A 15,477-nucleotide genomic window follows, 5' to 3' on the forward strand; every position below is an offset into this window, starting at 1 on the left:
CCTCAACGCCCCGGAGTGGCCGTTGTTCCGCTATCAGACCCAGCCGGACAATTCGCGACGCACCATGGCCTCGATCACCGCCATGCCCTCGGCGCTGTCGTTCAGGCAAGGGATATGGGCGAAATTCTTGCCGCCGGCGTGATGAAAAGTCTCGGCCGCCTCACGGCCGATCTCGTCCAGCGTCTCGATGCAGTCGACGGAAAAGCCGGGATTGACGATGGCGATCGATTTCACGCCGTCCTTGCCGAGTTTCTCCACGGTCTTGTCGGTGTAGGGCTGCAGCCATTCCTGCGCGCCGAAGCGCGACTGGAAGGTGGTGATCAGCTTCTTCTCGTCCCAGCCGAGCCTGTCGCGCAACAGCCGCGTCGTCTTGAGGCAGTGGCAATGGTAGGGGTCACCCTTTTCGAAATAGGGTTTTGGGATGCCGTGGTATGAGGCGATGACAACTTCTGGCTCGAAATCGAGTGTCGTCAGATGCTGTTCGATCGAACGCGCCAGCGCCTCGATGTAGACGGGCTCGTCATAGTAAGGCGGCACGCTGCGGATGGCAGGGGCTGCCCGCATCTTCATCAAGGCGCGAAACAGTTGGTCGTTGGCGGTTGCCGTGGTGGTCGCCGAATACTGGGGATAGAGCGGGAACGAAAGAATGCGGTCGCAGCCTTGCGCGACCAGGCTTTCGGCGACGCTCGCGGTCGAAGGATTGCCGTAGCGCATCGCCCAGTCGACGACGACATCGGGCAAGTCGCGCAACGCCTCGGCGAGCTTTTCGCTCTGCGCTCGGGTGTAGGTGCGCAGCGGCGACTCGTTCTTCTCCCGGTTCCAGATCCGGGCATAGTTGGCGCCGGACTTCTTCGGCCGGGTGGTGAGCACGAGGCCGTAGAGGATCGGATACCAGATCGCCCTGTTGAGCTCGATGACACGTGGGTCGGACAGAAATTCCCTGAGATACCGCCACATCGGCTTGAAATCGGTGCCGTCAGGCGTGCCGAGATTGACCAGCATGACGCCGATCTTGCCGGTCTTGACCGGCGGATGCCCGGCCGGCTGTGGGCCGAGGGCCTTCGCGGCTTTGGGATCGACAGGAGTGGAAAGCGTCATAAGGGTTCTCCGGACACGGCGCGAAACTAGCGATGGCGCGCCGGTTTTCAATGCAGCGTCTGGCCGCACCTTAGCCTGAAAACGCAAAACCCGCCCGGTTTCCCGGACGGGCTTGGCGTCGGAACAGGCGAAGTGACTCTACTTCGCCGGGATGGTCAGCGTCGCGCCGGGCATAAGCCGATGCGGCCGTTGACCCTTGTTGGCCTCGTAGATGAGTTTCCACTTGGTCGCGTCGCCATAGGCCTTCTTGGCCAGGTCCCAGTAGGTGTCACCGGTGACGATGACATGGCTGCCCGTGGCGGGCGCGGTTTCAACGGGCTTTACCGGTTCGGCAGGCTTGGCGGGTTCTGCCGGCGCAGGTGCTGCTTCGGCGGGCTTTGCCGGTTCTGCAGGCTTCGCGGGTTCGACTGGTGCAGGTGCTGCTTCAGCGGGCTTTGCCGGTTCAGCCGGTTTCGCCGCCTCGGCCGGTGCGGGCGCCGGGGTTGCCGGCGCTGTCTCGGCCGGCTTTGCCGGTTCGGCCGGTTTGGCGGGCTCGGCGGCGGGGGCCGCCGCGACAGTCGCGGCGATCTCGGTGATGCGGCCGTCGAGCTTCGGCGTGTAGGGCCGGTGGGCGCCGAGATAGTCGGCAACGACCTGCTCGAGGCCGGGGCCGTAGTCGTAAGCGTTCTTGGCCTTTTCGGCGAAGACCTTGTAGCCGTCGCCGCCCTGGCGGACATAATTGTTGGTGGCGACGACATAGTCCTTGTCGGGATTGATCGGCGTCCAGGCGCCGTTCTCCATCACCTCGACCGACTTGACGCGGCCGGCATTGGGCGCGACCGACTTGTCGAAGGAATATTTGAGGCCCGCCACCTGCGGGAAGCGGCCGGCGCCGTCCTCGATCTGGCTGAGGCCGCCCTCGAGACCGGCGACCAGGTCCTTGCCGGAAATCTGGAAGGTCGCCAGCGTGTTCTGGAACGGCAGCACGGTCAGCACCTCGCCCATGGTGACCGTGCCCTTGTCGATCGAGGCGCGCAGGCCGCCACCATTGGAGATGACGATCTCGACGCCCTGTCCCTTGACGCGGTCGAGTATGGCGTCGGAGACGAGATTGCCCATCGCGCATTCCCTGGCGCGGCAATTCTCGCGGCTGCCGTCGATCACATCGGTGGTCTCGGCCACTTCCTTGTTCTTCAGGGCCTCGATCGGCGCGCCGAGTTCCTTGATGCGGGCGAGCACGGCGGGATCGGGCGTGATCGACTTGTCGAGGTAGATCGGGTCGCCGCTCGCCGATTTGACGGCGCCATTGTCGTCGAACACCACCTTGAACTCGCCGAGATATTTCGAATAGGACGCCGCCTGCACCACCGGCACCTTGTAGCCGCCGGGATTGTCGACCATCGTCGGATAGGGACCTGCCGCCTTCGGATCGGTGTTCGACAAGAGCGTATGGCTGTGGCCTCCGACAACGACGTCGATGCCGGGGATCTTGGCGATGATATCGCGCTCCCTGTTATAGCCGATATGGGTCACGGCGATGATCTTGTTGACGCCTTGCGCCTTGAGCTTCTCGACCTCCGCCGTGATCGACTTGACGTCGTCGGCGATGGCGATGTTGGGGCCGGGCGAGGCGAGTTCAGGCGTGTCGTTGGTGACGGCGCCGACGATGCCGATCTTCTGTCCGCCAACCTCGACGACGATCGACGGCTTTATCTTGCCGGCCGCGCCGGACTTGTCGTTCGGCACGACATTGGCGCTGACGATCGGGAACTTCGCCTTGTCGAGGTAAGGCACCAGCGCGCTCTCGCCGTCGTCGAATTCGTGGTTGCCGAGCGTCACTGCGTCGGGTTTGATCTGATTGAGGAATTCCTCTTCCACGGCGCCCTTGTAGGTGGTGTAGAACAGCGATCCCTGGAAGCTGTCGCCCGCATTGAGCAGCAGCACATTCTGCCCTTCGAGCTTCTTGCGTTCCTGGGCGATCGCCGTGATCAACCGGCCGGCGCCGCCAATGCATTCGCCCTTGGTCTCCTCGTCGGCCGAACAGGTCGACTCGTATTTGTTGTTGCCTTCGATGCGGCTGTGCCAATCGTTGAAATGCAGAATGTTCAATGTGTAGTCGGCAAAAGATGCGCCGGCCGACAGGCCAAGCGTCGATACGGACAGGGCTGCAATGGCGGCAAGCTTCTTCATCTTCGTCTCCCGGTAGGCTGATCAGAGGCGTTTAATGCCTGTGCTTGACTGGGATATAACAGCCAGCGTTTTGACCATGTTCCCATCGCGTTCCGGCTGACGCAAGCGGAAATGCCAGCTGTATGTGCAAGGGCAGAACCGGGGATATTTGCGAGTGCAAAATCCGGGGTATTTTCTGGCGAAAAACCCGGGGGATTTGCCGGCGCAAAAAAGGACGGTGGCCCGTGGCCGCCGTCCTTGATGAGTCCGATGTTTGCCGGTTCAGGCGCGTCGTGTGAGGACGAAGTTCTGGCCGGACGAACTGGTGCAGTTCAGCTGGCTGGTGGAGATCAGCAGGCAGTTGAAGCTGACCGGCGTCTGCCGGATCAGCGACGTCCCGTTGATCTCGACCGATGTGGCGCCGGTCATCGTGTAGCTGCCATCGGCCAGCTTCTGGCCGGTGTCGGTGGCGACGGTCGTGAACTTTCCGCCGGTGAAGGTCGACAGGCCGGTGCCCTTGGCATCGATCCACGAGCCCTCGACGCCTTTCGGCGCGGCTGCCATCGGCGGTTGGTCAGGACCGCTGGTCGTGCAGGCAGCGAGCATCATGGCAAAGGAACCCGCCATGCCCATCGAAAGAACTTTGCGCGCAATAGTCATCTGAAATCCTCTCCAAACGCATCGGCCCAAAAATCGGTTTCGATTTTGGCAGGCACGAGGCGAACGTCCAAAGTGCTGGAGTGGGCGCGCGTCCCGCAAGACGCACGCTGCCCCAGGCCGCATCTCTTCAATCGCCCGATTTCCGGGCGATTGCAAGGCAATGGCGCATGGTGCGCAGGGTGCTATCGGACGAGGATGTTGCGGAATTGCCACGGATCGCTGCGGTCGAGGTCCTCCGGGAAGAGGCTGGGGCGCCTGTCAAGCGGCGTCCAGTCGGTGTAATGGCCTTCGACCGGTCCGAGATAGGGCGACTGCACTTCCAGGCAGCGCTTGTAGTCCATCTCGTCGGCCTCGACGATGCCGGCATCCGGGTTTTCCAGAGCCCAGACCATGCCGGCCAGAACCGCCGAGGTGACCTGCATGCCGGTGGCGTTCTGATAGGGCGCCAGCTTGCGCGCCTCGGCGAGCGAGAGATGCGAGCCGTACCAGTAAGCATTCTTGTCGTGGCCGTAGAGCAGGACGCCGAGCTCGTCGACGCCGTCGACGAGTTCATTTTCGTCGAGCACGTGGTGCACCGGCTGAGGCTTGCCGGCAGCGCCGAACATCTCGTCCAGCGACAGCATCGCGTCGTTGCAGGGATGGTAGGCATAGTGGCAGGTCGGCCGGTACTGGACCTTGCCCTTCTTGGAGCGCACGGTGAAGAAATCGGCGATCGAGATCGCCTCATTATGCGTCACCAGCAGGCCGTATTGCGCGCCCGGTGTCGGGCACCACGAGCGCACGCGCGTGTTGGCGCCGGGCTGTTCCAGATAGATCGCGGCCTTGGAGCCGTGCTTGTGCTTCTTGGCGTTCTTCGGCATCCACTTCTCATGCGTGCCCCAGCCGAGCTCGGCCGGCTGCAGCCCCTCGGAGATGAAGCCCTCGACCGACCATGTGTTCCAGAACACATCCATCGGCTTTGGCTTCTTGGTGCGCTGGGTGTCGCGCTCGGCGATGTGGATGCCCTTGACGCCGGCCTTCTTCATCAGCTTCGCCCAACCCTCGCGGTCTTCCTGCGCGGGTTCCGAGAACTCAAGGCCAAGATCGGTGGCGAGGTTGACCAGCGCCTGCTTGACGAACCATGAGACCATGCCGGGATTGGCGCCGCAGGTGGAGACGGCGGTAGCGCCGCCAGGTTTGTCGTGCTTCTCCTTGATCATGGCCTCGCGCAGCGCATAGTTGGTGCGGCTGGCATTGTCGGCCTTGGCGTCGAAATAGAAGCCGAGCCACGGCTCGACGACGGTGTCGATATAGAGCACGCCGAGCTTGCGGCAGAGCCGCATCAGGTCGACCGAGCCGGTATCGACCGACAAATTGACGCAGAAGCCCTGGCCGCCGCCATTGGTTAGCAGCGGCGTCAAAAGCTTCTTGTAGTTCTTCTCGGTCACCGCTTCCTGGACGAAGGCGATGCCGCGCTCGTCGAGCAGCTTGCGGTCGGTGTCGCGTGGGTCGAGGACCGTCATGCGCGACTTGTCGAACTTGAAATGGCGTTCGATGAGCGGCAGCGTTCCCCGTCCGATCGAGCCGAAGCCGATCATCACCACAGGGCCGGTGATCTCACCGTAAACGGGCCAGTTTTCATTCGCCATTTTATCGAGCACTCCTCAAAAACACTCCGGAACAGCCGCTTGGCCGCGGCGCGACAAACCATAGATCATTGTCACAATAAAGGGAAAACCAGCGAAACGCCCGGGAACGCCGCTGTGGCAGTGCTCGGCGATGCCACCGGGAGGCCATGGCCTGCCCGATGGCGGATGTTGAGCCGGCGTCGTATCAGCGGGCGCCGCCCGACGCGTTGATGCGTTCGCCGGTCAGCCACGCCGCCTCGTCCGAGGCGAGAAAGGCCACGGTCGGGGCGATGTCGTCCGGCCTGCCGAAGCGCTGGCCAAGGGGGACGCCAGCGATCAGCATATTGCCGAAATCGGTGCCAACCATGCCTTCTGTCATTTCGGTATGGGTATAGCCAGGCGCCACGATGTTGACACGGATGTTGCGGGCTCCGAGTTCTCTCGACAGGCTAAGCGTCAGCGTGTCGATCGCCGCTTTGCTGGCGGAATAGAGGCTGGTGTTTGGCACCGGGTTCCAGCTCGAGATCGTGCCGATGTTGACGATGCTGCCGCCGCTCTCGGGGAAGTGGCGCATCGCCGCCTTGGTGGTCAGGATCGTGCCCAGCACGTTGGTGTCGAACAGCCGCCGATAATCCGCCTCACTGGCTTCCTCGAAGGTGCCGAAGACTGCCGTGGCAGCGTTGTTGACCAGAATGCTTGGCTTGCCGAATGCGATCCTTGCCGCCTCGAACATCTTTTCGACATCAGCGGCCTCGACCACGTCGCCCTGAACCGCGGTCGCCTTGCCGCCGCTGGCGATGATCTCCTTCACCGTGCGTTCGGCCGCTTCATGGCTGGTGGCGTAGTTGACGACGACGGCGGCGCCTTCCGCCGCCAGCCGCTTGGCGATGCCCGCACCGATGCCGCGCGCGGCGCCGGTGACGATGGCGACCTTGTTGTTGAGCTTGCTCATTTTGGTTCTCCAAATGGCTGGATGGATTTGACATCAAGCCAATTGGCTATTCCCAAACCGGTCAGGTAGAAGGAATATCACCATATAACTAATTCCAAGGTGGAATAGATGGACAGGCTCATGGCGATGAACACCTTTATTAGGGTCATCGAAACCGGCTCGTTCTCGGCGGCCGCGCGACATTTGCGCGTCGGGCAGCCAGCCGTTTCGAAAGCGATCGCGCAGCTCGAGGAACGGCTCGGCGTTCGCCTGCTGTCGCGCACCACCCGAGGTCTATCGCCGACCGATGCCGGCCTCAGCTTTTATGAAGGCGCCAAGCGCGCGGTCGACGAGGCCGACGAAGCAGAGAACGCGGCGCGTGGCACTGCGGCGGCGCTTACCGGGTTGCTGCGCATTGGCACGTCCGTGACCTTCGGCCGCCTGCATGTCGTGCCGAGACTGAAAGCCTTCCTGGACGCTCACCCAAGGCTCGACGTCGAGGTGGCGATGGACGACAGGAACGTCGACCTTGTCGAGGAAGGGGTGGATGTCATGCTGCGTCTGGGTGAAAGCTTCGCCCCCGCTCATATCGGGCGCAAGATCGCCACTTGCCGTCGTCTCGTGGTGGCGGCACCCTCCTACCTGGCGCGCGAGGGCGAGCCCATGGCGCCGGATGAGCTGTCGCGGCACGAGGCGATCCTTTTCGTCCAGGCAGGCTATTCCAATCGCTGGACGTTCCAGCGAGGCGCTGAAGAGGTTTCGCTTGCCGGCCAGGGGCGGCTGCGCGTGACGTCGGCCGAAGGGGCGCGTGAGGCGGTGCTTGCCGGAATTGGTTTCACGGTCGGCTCCGAATGGATGTTCGGGCCGGAACTGCGCAGTGGCGCGGTGCGGCCGATCCTGACCGAATGGACATTGCCGTCTGTTGAACTGTGGGCGCTGTTTCCGGCCGGACGTAAGGCGAGCGCCAGGGCAAGGATATTCGTCGAGTTCCTGGCCGGCAGCCTGTAGCGTGACTCAGCGCGCCATTGTCCTCAAATGTTCGATCAGCCGGTCGCGGTCCGATGTCAGGCCCTTGTAGTCGAGCTGGTCGAGATCGAGCGCCTCGAGCTGAGCGGCAAAGGACCCAGCTAGCGCCGCCCGGTCGGGGTGCCGGGCCAGCACGGCGAGCGGGTCGAGATGGATGCGGATGGTGAACAGGATGTCGCGTGAGGACGGCAGCTTGCGCAGCGTCTGCCGCTCGACGCGGATGAAGGCGTGCGCCTTGACGTCGCCGTCGGGGAAGCGCGACGGCCGGTTGGTGGCACGGTCGATGCGCTCGACATTGGACAGCGGATGGTAGAGCGCATTGTCGGCCTGGATCGACCAGTTGAAGCGCTCAACCGCCTGGCCCTGCAGGCCGTCGAACATGCGGTTGATCAATGCGGCCGGCCGCGTGCCCGGACCGAAGCCCGGTACAGGCTCGTGGATCTGCTGCAGCGGCTTGCCGAATTTTTCGAGAAGCGACCAGGACGAGGGAAAGCACAGCGATCCGGCGGCGAGCCGCCAGCCGCTGTCGTCGCGACGCATCAGGATCAGGTCTTCCTGGACCAGCAGCGAGGCCGCGACCAGCGGCGCGTCGGCGAGACCCGAAGGCAAAGCAGGGTGGTTCGCAGCGCCCACCACCTCGATGCCCGCATCGGTGCGGCGATGGGTGTCTGGAAATCGGTCCGGCAGATAGGCGCCGAGCAAGTCGAGCACTTCCTGCTGGGCGTCGCGCGTGCCGTCCTCCTCGACGAAAACCCGGTCGGGGATTTCGGCATAGAGCCGGCGCTTCTCGGCGAGATAGGGCAGAAGATGGCCGTCGACCTCGATCCAGCCTGCCGGCTCGAGCGGCTTCAGCCCGATGTTGAACAGCTTCGACGAGCCGTCATAGGGGGTGTGGGTCGGAAGGGCCTCGGCCAAGCTCATGCTTCCTTGATGGCCTCGAGACCGGCAGCGGTCATCCTGGCCAGGAATTCGGTGACCTCGTACTCCGCTGCGCCCGCCTTGGCGAACGGGTCGGCTGCCAGCCTGGCGTCGAGGATTTCGCGCGGACATTGCGCGATGATGATGCCGCCGGTCCGCGGTTTCTTCGGCCCGGAGGCGACGAAGACACCCTCCGCATAGCAGGCCTTCAGCCATTCGATGTGCGCCGCCTGCAGGCGGTCGATCTCGGTCAGCGGCACTTTGTAGTTCAGCGAAACGACGAACATGGCGTTCTCCTGGTCATACCAGCCTTGCGGGAATCAGGCCGCGCAGCGAATTGCCGACAAAGAGCGCCTTGGCCGACTTCAGATCGTCGTAGCTGTAGATCGCTTCTTGCGCCCGGCCTTCATCCAGAAGCTCGGCGCGCAATACGCCAGGCAGCAGGCCGCAATCGAGCCGGGGCGTTGCCAGCACGCCGTTGCCGAAATCGGCGAACACATTGGTGATGGTGCCTTCGCAGATTTCACCGCGCTCATTGGCCAGCAGCACCTCGTCGGCCTGGGTGACGAGATATTCGGAACGGGCATGCGTGTAGAGCTGGCGCCGGCTGGTCTTGTGGCGCAACAGCGTGTTGCCGGAATCGAGCCGCGTCCGCGCCAGGCGCAGCATCCAGACCTTGTCGGCGGCGAGCGGTTCGTAGGGCTGTGCCGAGGCCGTTGCGTCGCCGTTGCGCGCCAAGGCGAGCCGCGTGCGCATGTCGGTTTGGGCGCCGTCGACCGCCTTGCCCAGCACGGCGCCCACTCTCTGCGGATCGCAGGCAAAGCCGAGTTCCGCCGCCGAGCCATAGAGGCGCGCAAGGTGGCGATCGAAGCGCAGGAAGCCCGTCTCTGGCTGCCAGCGCATGGTCTCGATCAGTTCGAAGTCGGCGGTGTCCCCGTCGCGAAGCGGGCTTTGAGCAGACACTCCTGATACTCCTCCTCAGGCGTCGAATCGAAGACGATGCCGCCGCCGACATTGTAGACGGCCTCGCCACTGGCAAAGAGCGAGATGGTGCGGATCGCCACGGAAAAGCGCATCGTGCCGCCGGGTGCGATCCAGCCAATGGCGCCGCAATAGACGTCGCGCGGCGTGCCCTCCAGATCGTGCAGGATCTCCATGGCTCGGATTTTTGGCGCGCCAGTGATCGAGCCGCAGGGAAACAATGCCGCGAAGACCTGGCGGATCGAGAGCCCCGGCAGCAGCTTCGCCCTGACGTCGCTCACCATCTGGTGGACGGTCGGGTAGCTCTCGATGCGGAACAGTTCCGGCACTTCCAGTGTGCCGACCTCGCTGATCAGCGAGATATCGTTGCGCAAGAGGTCGACGATCATCCGGTTCTCGGCCTGGTTCTTTTCGTCATTGCGCAGGAAAGTCTTCTGCCGCTCGTCCTCGGCCTTGGTCGCGCCGCGCGGCGCGGTCCCCTTCATCGGATGCGTCTCGATCATCCCGGCGGCGTCGATCTCGAAGAACAGTTCGGGCGAGCGCGACAGCACGATCGGGTCACCCAGCGCCACCAGCGCGCCATACTTCACCGGCTGGCGCTCGGTCAGCGCGTCGAAGGCGGCCAGCGGATCGCCGGACCATTGCGCCCGCACCGGAAAGGTCAGATTGCCCTGGTAGCAGTCGCCCTGCCTGATGTGCTGGTGCAGTCGCGAGAAGCGTTTCTCATAGTCATCGAAAGACCACGTCGCCCGTGCGTCGAAGATCGGGCCGTTCGGGGTTGCCGCATTGCGCGGCGGTAGCGCTTCTTCGGCCGGAGCATCGAAGACACCAAGGCAGACCAGCGGCGCGCGACGTCCCTTCGGCAGCAAGGGAACGAGTTTCGGTTCGAGCAGGTAGCCGGCCTCATAGGAGAAATAGCCGGCAAGCCACTTGCCGGCGTCGTGAGCGGCCTGCGCTGCCTCCAGTGCCGGCCGGAAATCCCGGGCCTCATGCGCCACGATGATGTCGGCCGGCCGGTCGAACACGAGCTGGCGCGCGCTTTCGTCGTTGCGGAAAATGGCGGCGGGCAGGGACATGGGGACCGGGATCGATGAAGCCGTCGATCGCTCTATATGGGGGGCCGCTCGCGCGCAATCGAGGGAACGGCACCTTGCCCCTCAAAGCCGACCTTTGGGCCGACCTTTTGGGCAGACCTGTAAGCCGACCTTGCCGGCAAAACAAACCGGCGGCACTATCGCGCCGCCGGTCGTAATTTGTCCCGCCTCCGCTGCTCAGGTGTTGCTGGCGGTTCCGGCTGTCGGAAACTGCTTGGCGAATTCCTTCTCGTCACCGGCGGCGAGCAGCTTGGCCTGGTCGATCCAGCGTTCGCGCGCGATGCGGCCGTCGAAGTTCATCACGTCCTCGATCCGCTTGATGTCGGCGGCCGTCCAGGCCGCGATCTGGGCGAAACTGGTGACGCCTTGCGCCTTGAGCAGTTTCTCGTTGACCGGGCCGATGCCGATCAGCCGGCGAAGATTATCAGGCTTGGCTGCCGCTGGCTTGGCTGCCGCTGGCTTGGCTGCCGCCGGCGCGGCCTTCTTGGCGGCTGCCGGCTTGGGCGCGGCCGCGCTTTTGGCTGCCGAGGCGGTGGAGGCTGCAGGTTTGCTCGCGGCGGGTTTGGCTGGAGCTGCTGTCTTTGCCGCGGCCGGTTTGGCCGCTGCGGGTTTGGCGGCGGGGGCTTTCGCCGGCGCGGCCTTCGCAGCGGGTTTGGCAGGCGCAGCCTTGGCCGCCGCCGGAGCGGATTTGGCCGCGGCCGGCGTCGACACCAGGGCTGCCGGCGGTTGGCTTGACGCCTTTGCCCCGCTACCCGTGGATGCCTGGGCATCGCGCAACTGGCGTTCGAGGTCGGCGCGGGTCTTGCCGCATGCATTGAGTTCGCCGGTCAGCCGGTCGCTGTCGGCACGCAGCCGGTCGCGCTCGCTGCGGGTGCGGTCGAGGTCGCCGCGCAGACTGTCGAGCTCACCGCGCAGGCGACCCCAGATGAACCAGCCCACCAACACGCCTACCAGGAACGCCAGGACCACGTAGAAAAAAGTGCCCATTGTCTCTCTCCAGTCAGATCCGTCTGCCGTGGGTCATGACCTTCGGCGATGGACTACTCGATGATAGTTCCGCGGGTTCGCAGAACAGCCGGCTTTGGTTCGAGCAATTGGCGATCGGCTTTTCCAGCCTGTGGCCAACCGCCGTTGTCGCGTTCGCCTGAGCGTCACGGCCGGCTGAGATTTTCCCTCGCCGATCCGCATGCGCTCCGGCTGAGCTTGGAGCGAAGGCTATCATAGAGCTTGTGGAAAGCTATGGGAAAAACTTCTGCCCAGAGTTCTTCAAGAACAAATATTTAGCGCAAGAATAGTGCGATCCCAACATGCATTCCGGCTAAACTGTTCTGTCCATGCGAGAGGCCTCTCAGCTGTCGAGGGATTCCAACTCGTCGATCAGGCCACTGATCACGCCGAGCCCGATCTGCCAGAAGGCGGGATCGGTGGCGTCGAGGCCGAAGGGCGCCAGAAGCTGCGAATGATGCTTGGTGCCGCCGGCGCGCAGCATCTCGAAATACTTGTCCTGGAAGCCGCGCTCGGCGTTCTGGTAGACGGCGTAGAGCGAGTTCACCAGGCAGTCGCCGAAAGCATAGGCGTAGACATAGAAGGGCGAGTGGATGAAGTGCGGGATGTAGGTCCAGAACACTTCGTAGCCCTCGCGCAATTTGATCGCGGGGCCGAGGCTTTCGGCCTGCACTTCCAGCCAGAACTGGCCGAGCCTGTCGGAGGTCAGTTCGCCGTTGCGGCGCTCGGCATGCACCTTGCGCTCGAATTCGTAGAAGGCGATCTGGCGAACCACCGTGTTGATCATGTCCTCGACCTTCTGGGCGAGCATGGCCTTGCGCTCGCGCCGGTCGGTGGTCTGTTCGAGCAGCGAGCGGAAGGTCAGCATCTCGCCGAAGACCGAAGCGGTCTCGGCCAGCGTCAGCGGCGTCGAGGCCATCAGCGCGCCCTGGCCGGCGGCCAGCACCTGATGCACGCCGTGGCCGAGCTCATGCGCCAGCGTCATCACGTCGCGCGGCTTGCCCATGTAATTGAGCAGCACATAGGGGTGGGCCGACGGCACGGTCGGATGGGCAAAGGCGCCGGGCGACTTGCCCGGGCGCACCGGCGCGTCGATCCAGTTGCGGTCGAAGAAGGTGCGCGCGATCTCGGCCATCTCGGGCGAAAAGCGCTGGTAGGCGGACAGCACCGTGTTCCTGGCCTCATCCCAGCCGATCACCGCTTGCGGTGTCTCCGGCAACGGCGCGTTGCGGTCCCAGTGGTTCATCACGTCCATGCCGAGCCAGCGCGCCTTCATCGCGTAGTAGCGATGCGACAGGCGCGGATAGGCCTCGCGCACGGCGGTGGCGAGCGCATCGACGACGCCGCGCTCGACACGGTTGGCGAGATGGCGGGAATCGGCGATGTCCTCGAAGCCGCGCCAGCGGTCGGAAATTTCCTTGTCCTTGGCCAGCGTGTTGGTGATCAGCGTGAAGGTGCGCAGGCTCTTGCGGAAGGTCGCGGCCAGCGCCTCGGAGGCGCGGCGGCGCACCTCGCCATCGGCATCCTGCAGGCGGTTGAGGGCTGGCTCGAGCGTCAATTCCTCGCCATCGACGTCGAAGCGAAGGTCGGTCATCGTCTCGTCGAACAGGCGGTTCCAGGCGCCGCGTCCGGTGATCGACTTCTCGTGGAAGAGCTGCTCGACGCGGTCCTCGAGCTGGTATGGCTTGTCCATTCTGAGGTCGAGCACCCAGGGCCGGTAGTGGCCGAAAGCGGAATCGGCGGCCAGTGCGCTTTCTATCGCGGCGTCCTCGATCAGGTTCAGTTCGAGCGCGAAGAACAGAAGGTGCGCACTGGCGTCGGTCATCTTCTCCTGGATGTCGCCATAGAGCTTGGCGCGCTGCGGGTCGGCGGTGTTGCCGGCGTAGACCAGGCCGGCATAGGAGACGATGCGGCCGATCAGTTCCTCCAGCGCCTCGTAGGCGACCAGCGCCTCGCCAAGCCTGCCGGTGCCGCCGCGCCCGGCCTCGGCGGCGAGCGTGCCCTTCCAGCGGGTCTCGAAAGCGATCGCGTCGGCAGCGGCCTTTGCGATGTCACGCTTCAGTTCCGGGGCTTCCATGCCGGCATAGAGGTCGGCAAGGTTCCATTCCGGCAGATCGCCAAGCTCGGCCGCGCCCTGACCGGACGCTGGTGCCGCAAGCCGCCGACCAAACATCATGCGCATCGACAATACCTTTTTTGCATCAAGGAGAGAGAATTCAAGGGGGAACAGAGGAGCCGGTCAAATCCTAAGCAATTCGTTCACCGGGTTTTTTGAAACCTTATTTAGAACCCTGTGCCAAGATGATCCATGGGGATTTCGAGCGGGCGATTCAGAAAGTCATGACAGGTTCCATACTCATAGTCGATGACGATCCCGTGCAGCGCCGGCTGCTCGAGGCGGCGGTGACACGCTTCGGCCACACGGCAATCGTCGTCGACGGCGGTGCCGCCGGCCTCGACGTGCTCGACGGGCCTGGCGCCCGCGACGTCTCGGTGGTCATCCTCGACCTGGTGATGCCTGGTGTCGACGGCATCGGCGTGCTGAAGGCGATGCGCGAACGCGACATCACCGTCCCGGTCATCGTGCAGACCGCGCAGGGCGGCATCGAAACAGTGGTGTCGGCGATGCGCCACGGCGCCTTCGATTTCGTCGTCAAGCCGGCGTCGCCCGACAGGCTGCAGGCGTCGATCGCCAATGCGCTCAAGGTCGAGGCGGTCGAGGGCGAGGTCAAGCGCACGTCGCGCAAGCGCGGCGGCCTTTTGACCTTCAAGGATATGATCACCCACAGTCCGGCCATGGACAGGGTGATCCGCCTTGGCCAGAAGGCGGCGGCCTCCAACATCCCGATCCTGATCGAAGGCGAATCCGGCGTCGGCAAGGAACTGGTGGCGCGCGCCATTCAGGGCACCGGCGACCGCCGCTCGAAACCGTTCGTCACCGTCAATTGCGGCGCCATTCCCGACAATCTGGTCGAATCGATCCTGTTCGGCCACGAGAAGGGCTCGTTCACCGGCGCCACCGACAAGCACACCGGCAAGTTCGTCGAAGCGCATTCGGGCACGCTGTTCCTCGACGAGATCGGCGACCTGCCGCTCGACGTACAGGTCAAGCTGTTGCGCGCCGTGCAGGACGGCGAGGTCGATCCGGTCGGTGGCCGTGCCACCGTCAGGGTCGACATCAGGCTGATCTCGGCGACGCACCGCAACCTCTTGCAGCAGGTCAAGGACGGCAAGTTCCGCGAGGACCTGTTCTACCGGCTCAACGTCTATCCGATCTTCGTGCCGCCGCTGCGCGACCGCCGCGACGACATTCCGCATCTGGTCACGCACTTCATGGAAAAGGTGGCGCCCGCCGACCCGCGCCACCGCCTGCAAGGCATTTCGGCGGCAGCCCTTGCCGTGCTGCAGGCCTATGACTGGCCCGGCAACATCAGGCAGCTCGAAAACGCTGTCTTCCGCGCCTCGGTGCTGTGTGACGGCGACGTGCTCGATGTCGATGATTTCCCGCAGATCCGGGCGCAGGTGGAAGGCACCGTCAATCTCGAAACGGACGACACAGCACCGCACTTTTCATCGCCTCCAGGACCGCGCGATGAGGAGGTTCCGGCCGGCGATTCCACCTCGACGGCCGAACCGGATCGGCCGGCCGTGCTCCAGCCGAGATTCGGAACGCTGCGGGCGCTCGACGAACGCGGCAACGTGCGGGCACTGGCCGATGTCGAACTCGAGATGATCAAGCTCGCCATCGACCATTACAACGGCCAGATGAGCGAAGTCGCTCGCCGCCTCGGTATCGGCCGCTCGACGCTTTACCGCAAGCTCAAGGAATACGGCATCGACCCGGAAACCGGCCGCGTCGATCGTCTCGCCTCCTGAGGCGCAAGGCCGGGACCAGCTTGCCATGCTAGATTTGGCCCTGTATCGGGGTTTTGGCTGGAATATGGCAAGCCTGTGGACAGATCTGTTCACGCATTAAGGCTAACGGTAACAGATCGTGTTCGGCCAAAGC

Annotated in this window: 13 protein-coding genes; 2 read left to right on the plus strand and 11 right to left on the minus strand. The window is 64.0% G+C overall.

The features are described 5' to 3' along the window. Nucleotides 1–33: 33 nt before the first annotated feature. The 5 genes from hemH to JN279_RS11360 all read right to left on the minus strand — a co-directional run bounded on the left by hemH (nucleotide 34) and on the right by JN279_RS11360 (nucleotide 6,465). Nucleotides 34–1,098, minus strand: coding sequence for a ferrochelatase (gene hemH / locus JN279_RS11340; RefSeq protein ID WP_202352788.1), 1,065 nt, complete (start codon nucleotides 1,096–1,098; stop codon nucleotides 34–36). Nucleotides 1,099–1,236: 138 nt separating this feature from the next. Next, a complete protein-coding gene (locus JN279_RS11345) occupies nucleotides 1,237–3,267 on the minus strand; it encodes a bifunctional metallophosphatase/5'-nucleotidase (RefSeq protein ID WP_202352789.1) in 2,031 nt (676 codons plus the stop codon). Nucleotides 3,268–3,528: 261 nt separating this feature from the next. Continuing rightward, nucleotides 3,529–3,906 carry a hypothetical protein gene (locus JN279_RS11350; RefSeq protein ID WP_202352790.1) on the minus strand — a complete coding sequence of 126 codons (378 nt, stop codon included), beginning with the start codon at nucleotides 3,904–3,906 and terminating at the stop codon, nucleotides 3,529–3,531. 182 nt (nucleotides 3,907–4,088) lie between these two features. Continuing rightward, nucleotides 4,089–5,534: a homospermidine synthase gene (locus tag JN279_RS11355; protein WP_096449926.1), complete on the minus strand. Its 1,446-nt coding sequence runs from the start codon at nucleotides 5,532–5,534 to the stop codon at nucleotides 4,089–4,091. Nucleotides 5,535–5,718: 184 nt separating this feature from the next. After that, nucleotides 5,719–6,465: an SDR family NAD(P)-dependent oxidoreductase gene (locus JN279_RS11360; RefSeq protein ID WP_202352791.1), complete on the minus strand. Its 747-nt coding sequence runs from the start codon at nucleotides 6,463–6,465 to the stop codon at nucleotides 5,719–5,721. Between the two features lie 108 nt (nucleotides 6,466–6,573). On the opposite strand from JN279_RS11360, the gene JN279_RS11365 reads away from it, so the two are divergent. Continuing rightward, entirely contained in the window at nucleotides 6,574–7,452 is an 879-nt protein-coding gene (locus JN279_RS11365) for a LysR family transcriptional regulator (RefSeq protein WP_202352792.1), read from the plus strand. A gap of 6 nt (nucleotides 7,453–7,458) precedes the next feature. Here the strand turns inward: JN279_RS11365 and JN279_RS11370 are convergent, their stop codons facing one another. From JN279_RS11370 to JN279_RS11395, 6 genes are all read right to left on the minus strand, one after another. After that, complete coding sequence (locus tag JN279_RS11370) at nucleotides 7,459–8,391, minus strand: heme-dependent oxidative N-demethylase family protein (protein ID WP_096449920.1); 933 nt, start codon at nucleotides 8,389–8,391, stop codon at nucleotides 7,459–7,461. Continuing rightward, nucleotides 8,388–8,675: a YciI family protein gene (locus JN279_RS11375; protein ID WP_202352793.1), complete on the minus strand. Its 288-nt coding sequence runs from the start codon at nucleotides 8,673–8,675 to the stop codon at nucleotides 8,388–8,390. Before JN279_RS11375 ends, JN279_RS11370 begins: the two co-directional genes overlap by 4 nt. 13 nt (nucleotides 8,676–8,688) lie before the next feature. Beyond that, on the minus strand, nucleotides 8,689–9,351 hold the full coding sequence (locus tag JN279_RS11380) for an aminotransferase class IV family protein (protein ID WP_202352794.1): 663 nt from the start codon (nucleotides 9,349–9,351) through the stop codon (nucleotides 8,689–8,691). Further along, the gene (locus tag JN279_RS11385; protein ID WP_446720417.1) at nucleotides 9,300–10,457 is read right to left on the minus strand and encodes an aminodeoxychorismate synthase component I; all 1,158 of its coding nucleotides are present in this window, start codon (nucleotides 10,455–10,457) and stop codon (nucleotides 9,300–9,302) included. The genes JN279_RS11380 and JN279_RS11385 overlap by 52 nt, the downstream gene beginning before the upstream one ends. Before the next feature lie 183 nt (nucleotides 10,458–10,640). Beyond that, nucleotides 10,641–11,450 (minus strand): proton-conducting membrane transporter, encoded by an 810-nt coding sequence (locus JN279_RS11390; RefSeq protein WP_202352796.1) that lies wholly within the window; start codon nucleotides 11,448–11,450, stop codon nucleotides 10,641–10,643. Between the two features lie 361 nt (nucleotides 11,451–11,811). Next, nucleotides 11,812–13,650: a M3 family oligoendopeptidase gene (locus JN279_RS11395; RefSeq protein WP_202352797.1), complete on the minus strand. Its 1,839-nt coding sequence runs from the start codon at nucleotides 13,648–13,650 to the stop codon at nucleotides 11,812–11,814. Between the two features lie 158 nt (nucleotides 13,651–13,808). Between JN279_RS11395 and JN279_RS11400 the strand changes: the two genes are divergently transcribed. Next, a complete protein-coding gene (locus tag JN279_RS11400; RefSeq protein WP_202352798.1) occupies nucleotides 13,809–15,344 on the plus strand; it encodes a sigma-54-dependent transcriptional regulator in 1,536 nt (511 codons plus the stop codon). The last annotated feature ends 133 nt before the right edge of the window (nucleotides 15,345–15,477 follow it).

The organism is Mesorhizobium sp. 113-1-2, from assembly GCF_016756475.1.
Classification (GTDB): domain Bacteria; phylum Pseudomonadota; class Alphaproteobacteria; order Rhizobiales; family Rhizobiaceae; genus Mesorhizobium; species Mesorhizobium loti_C.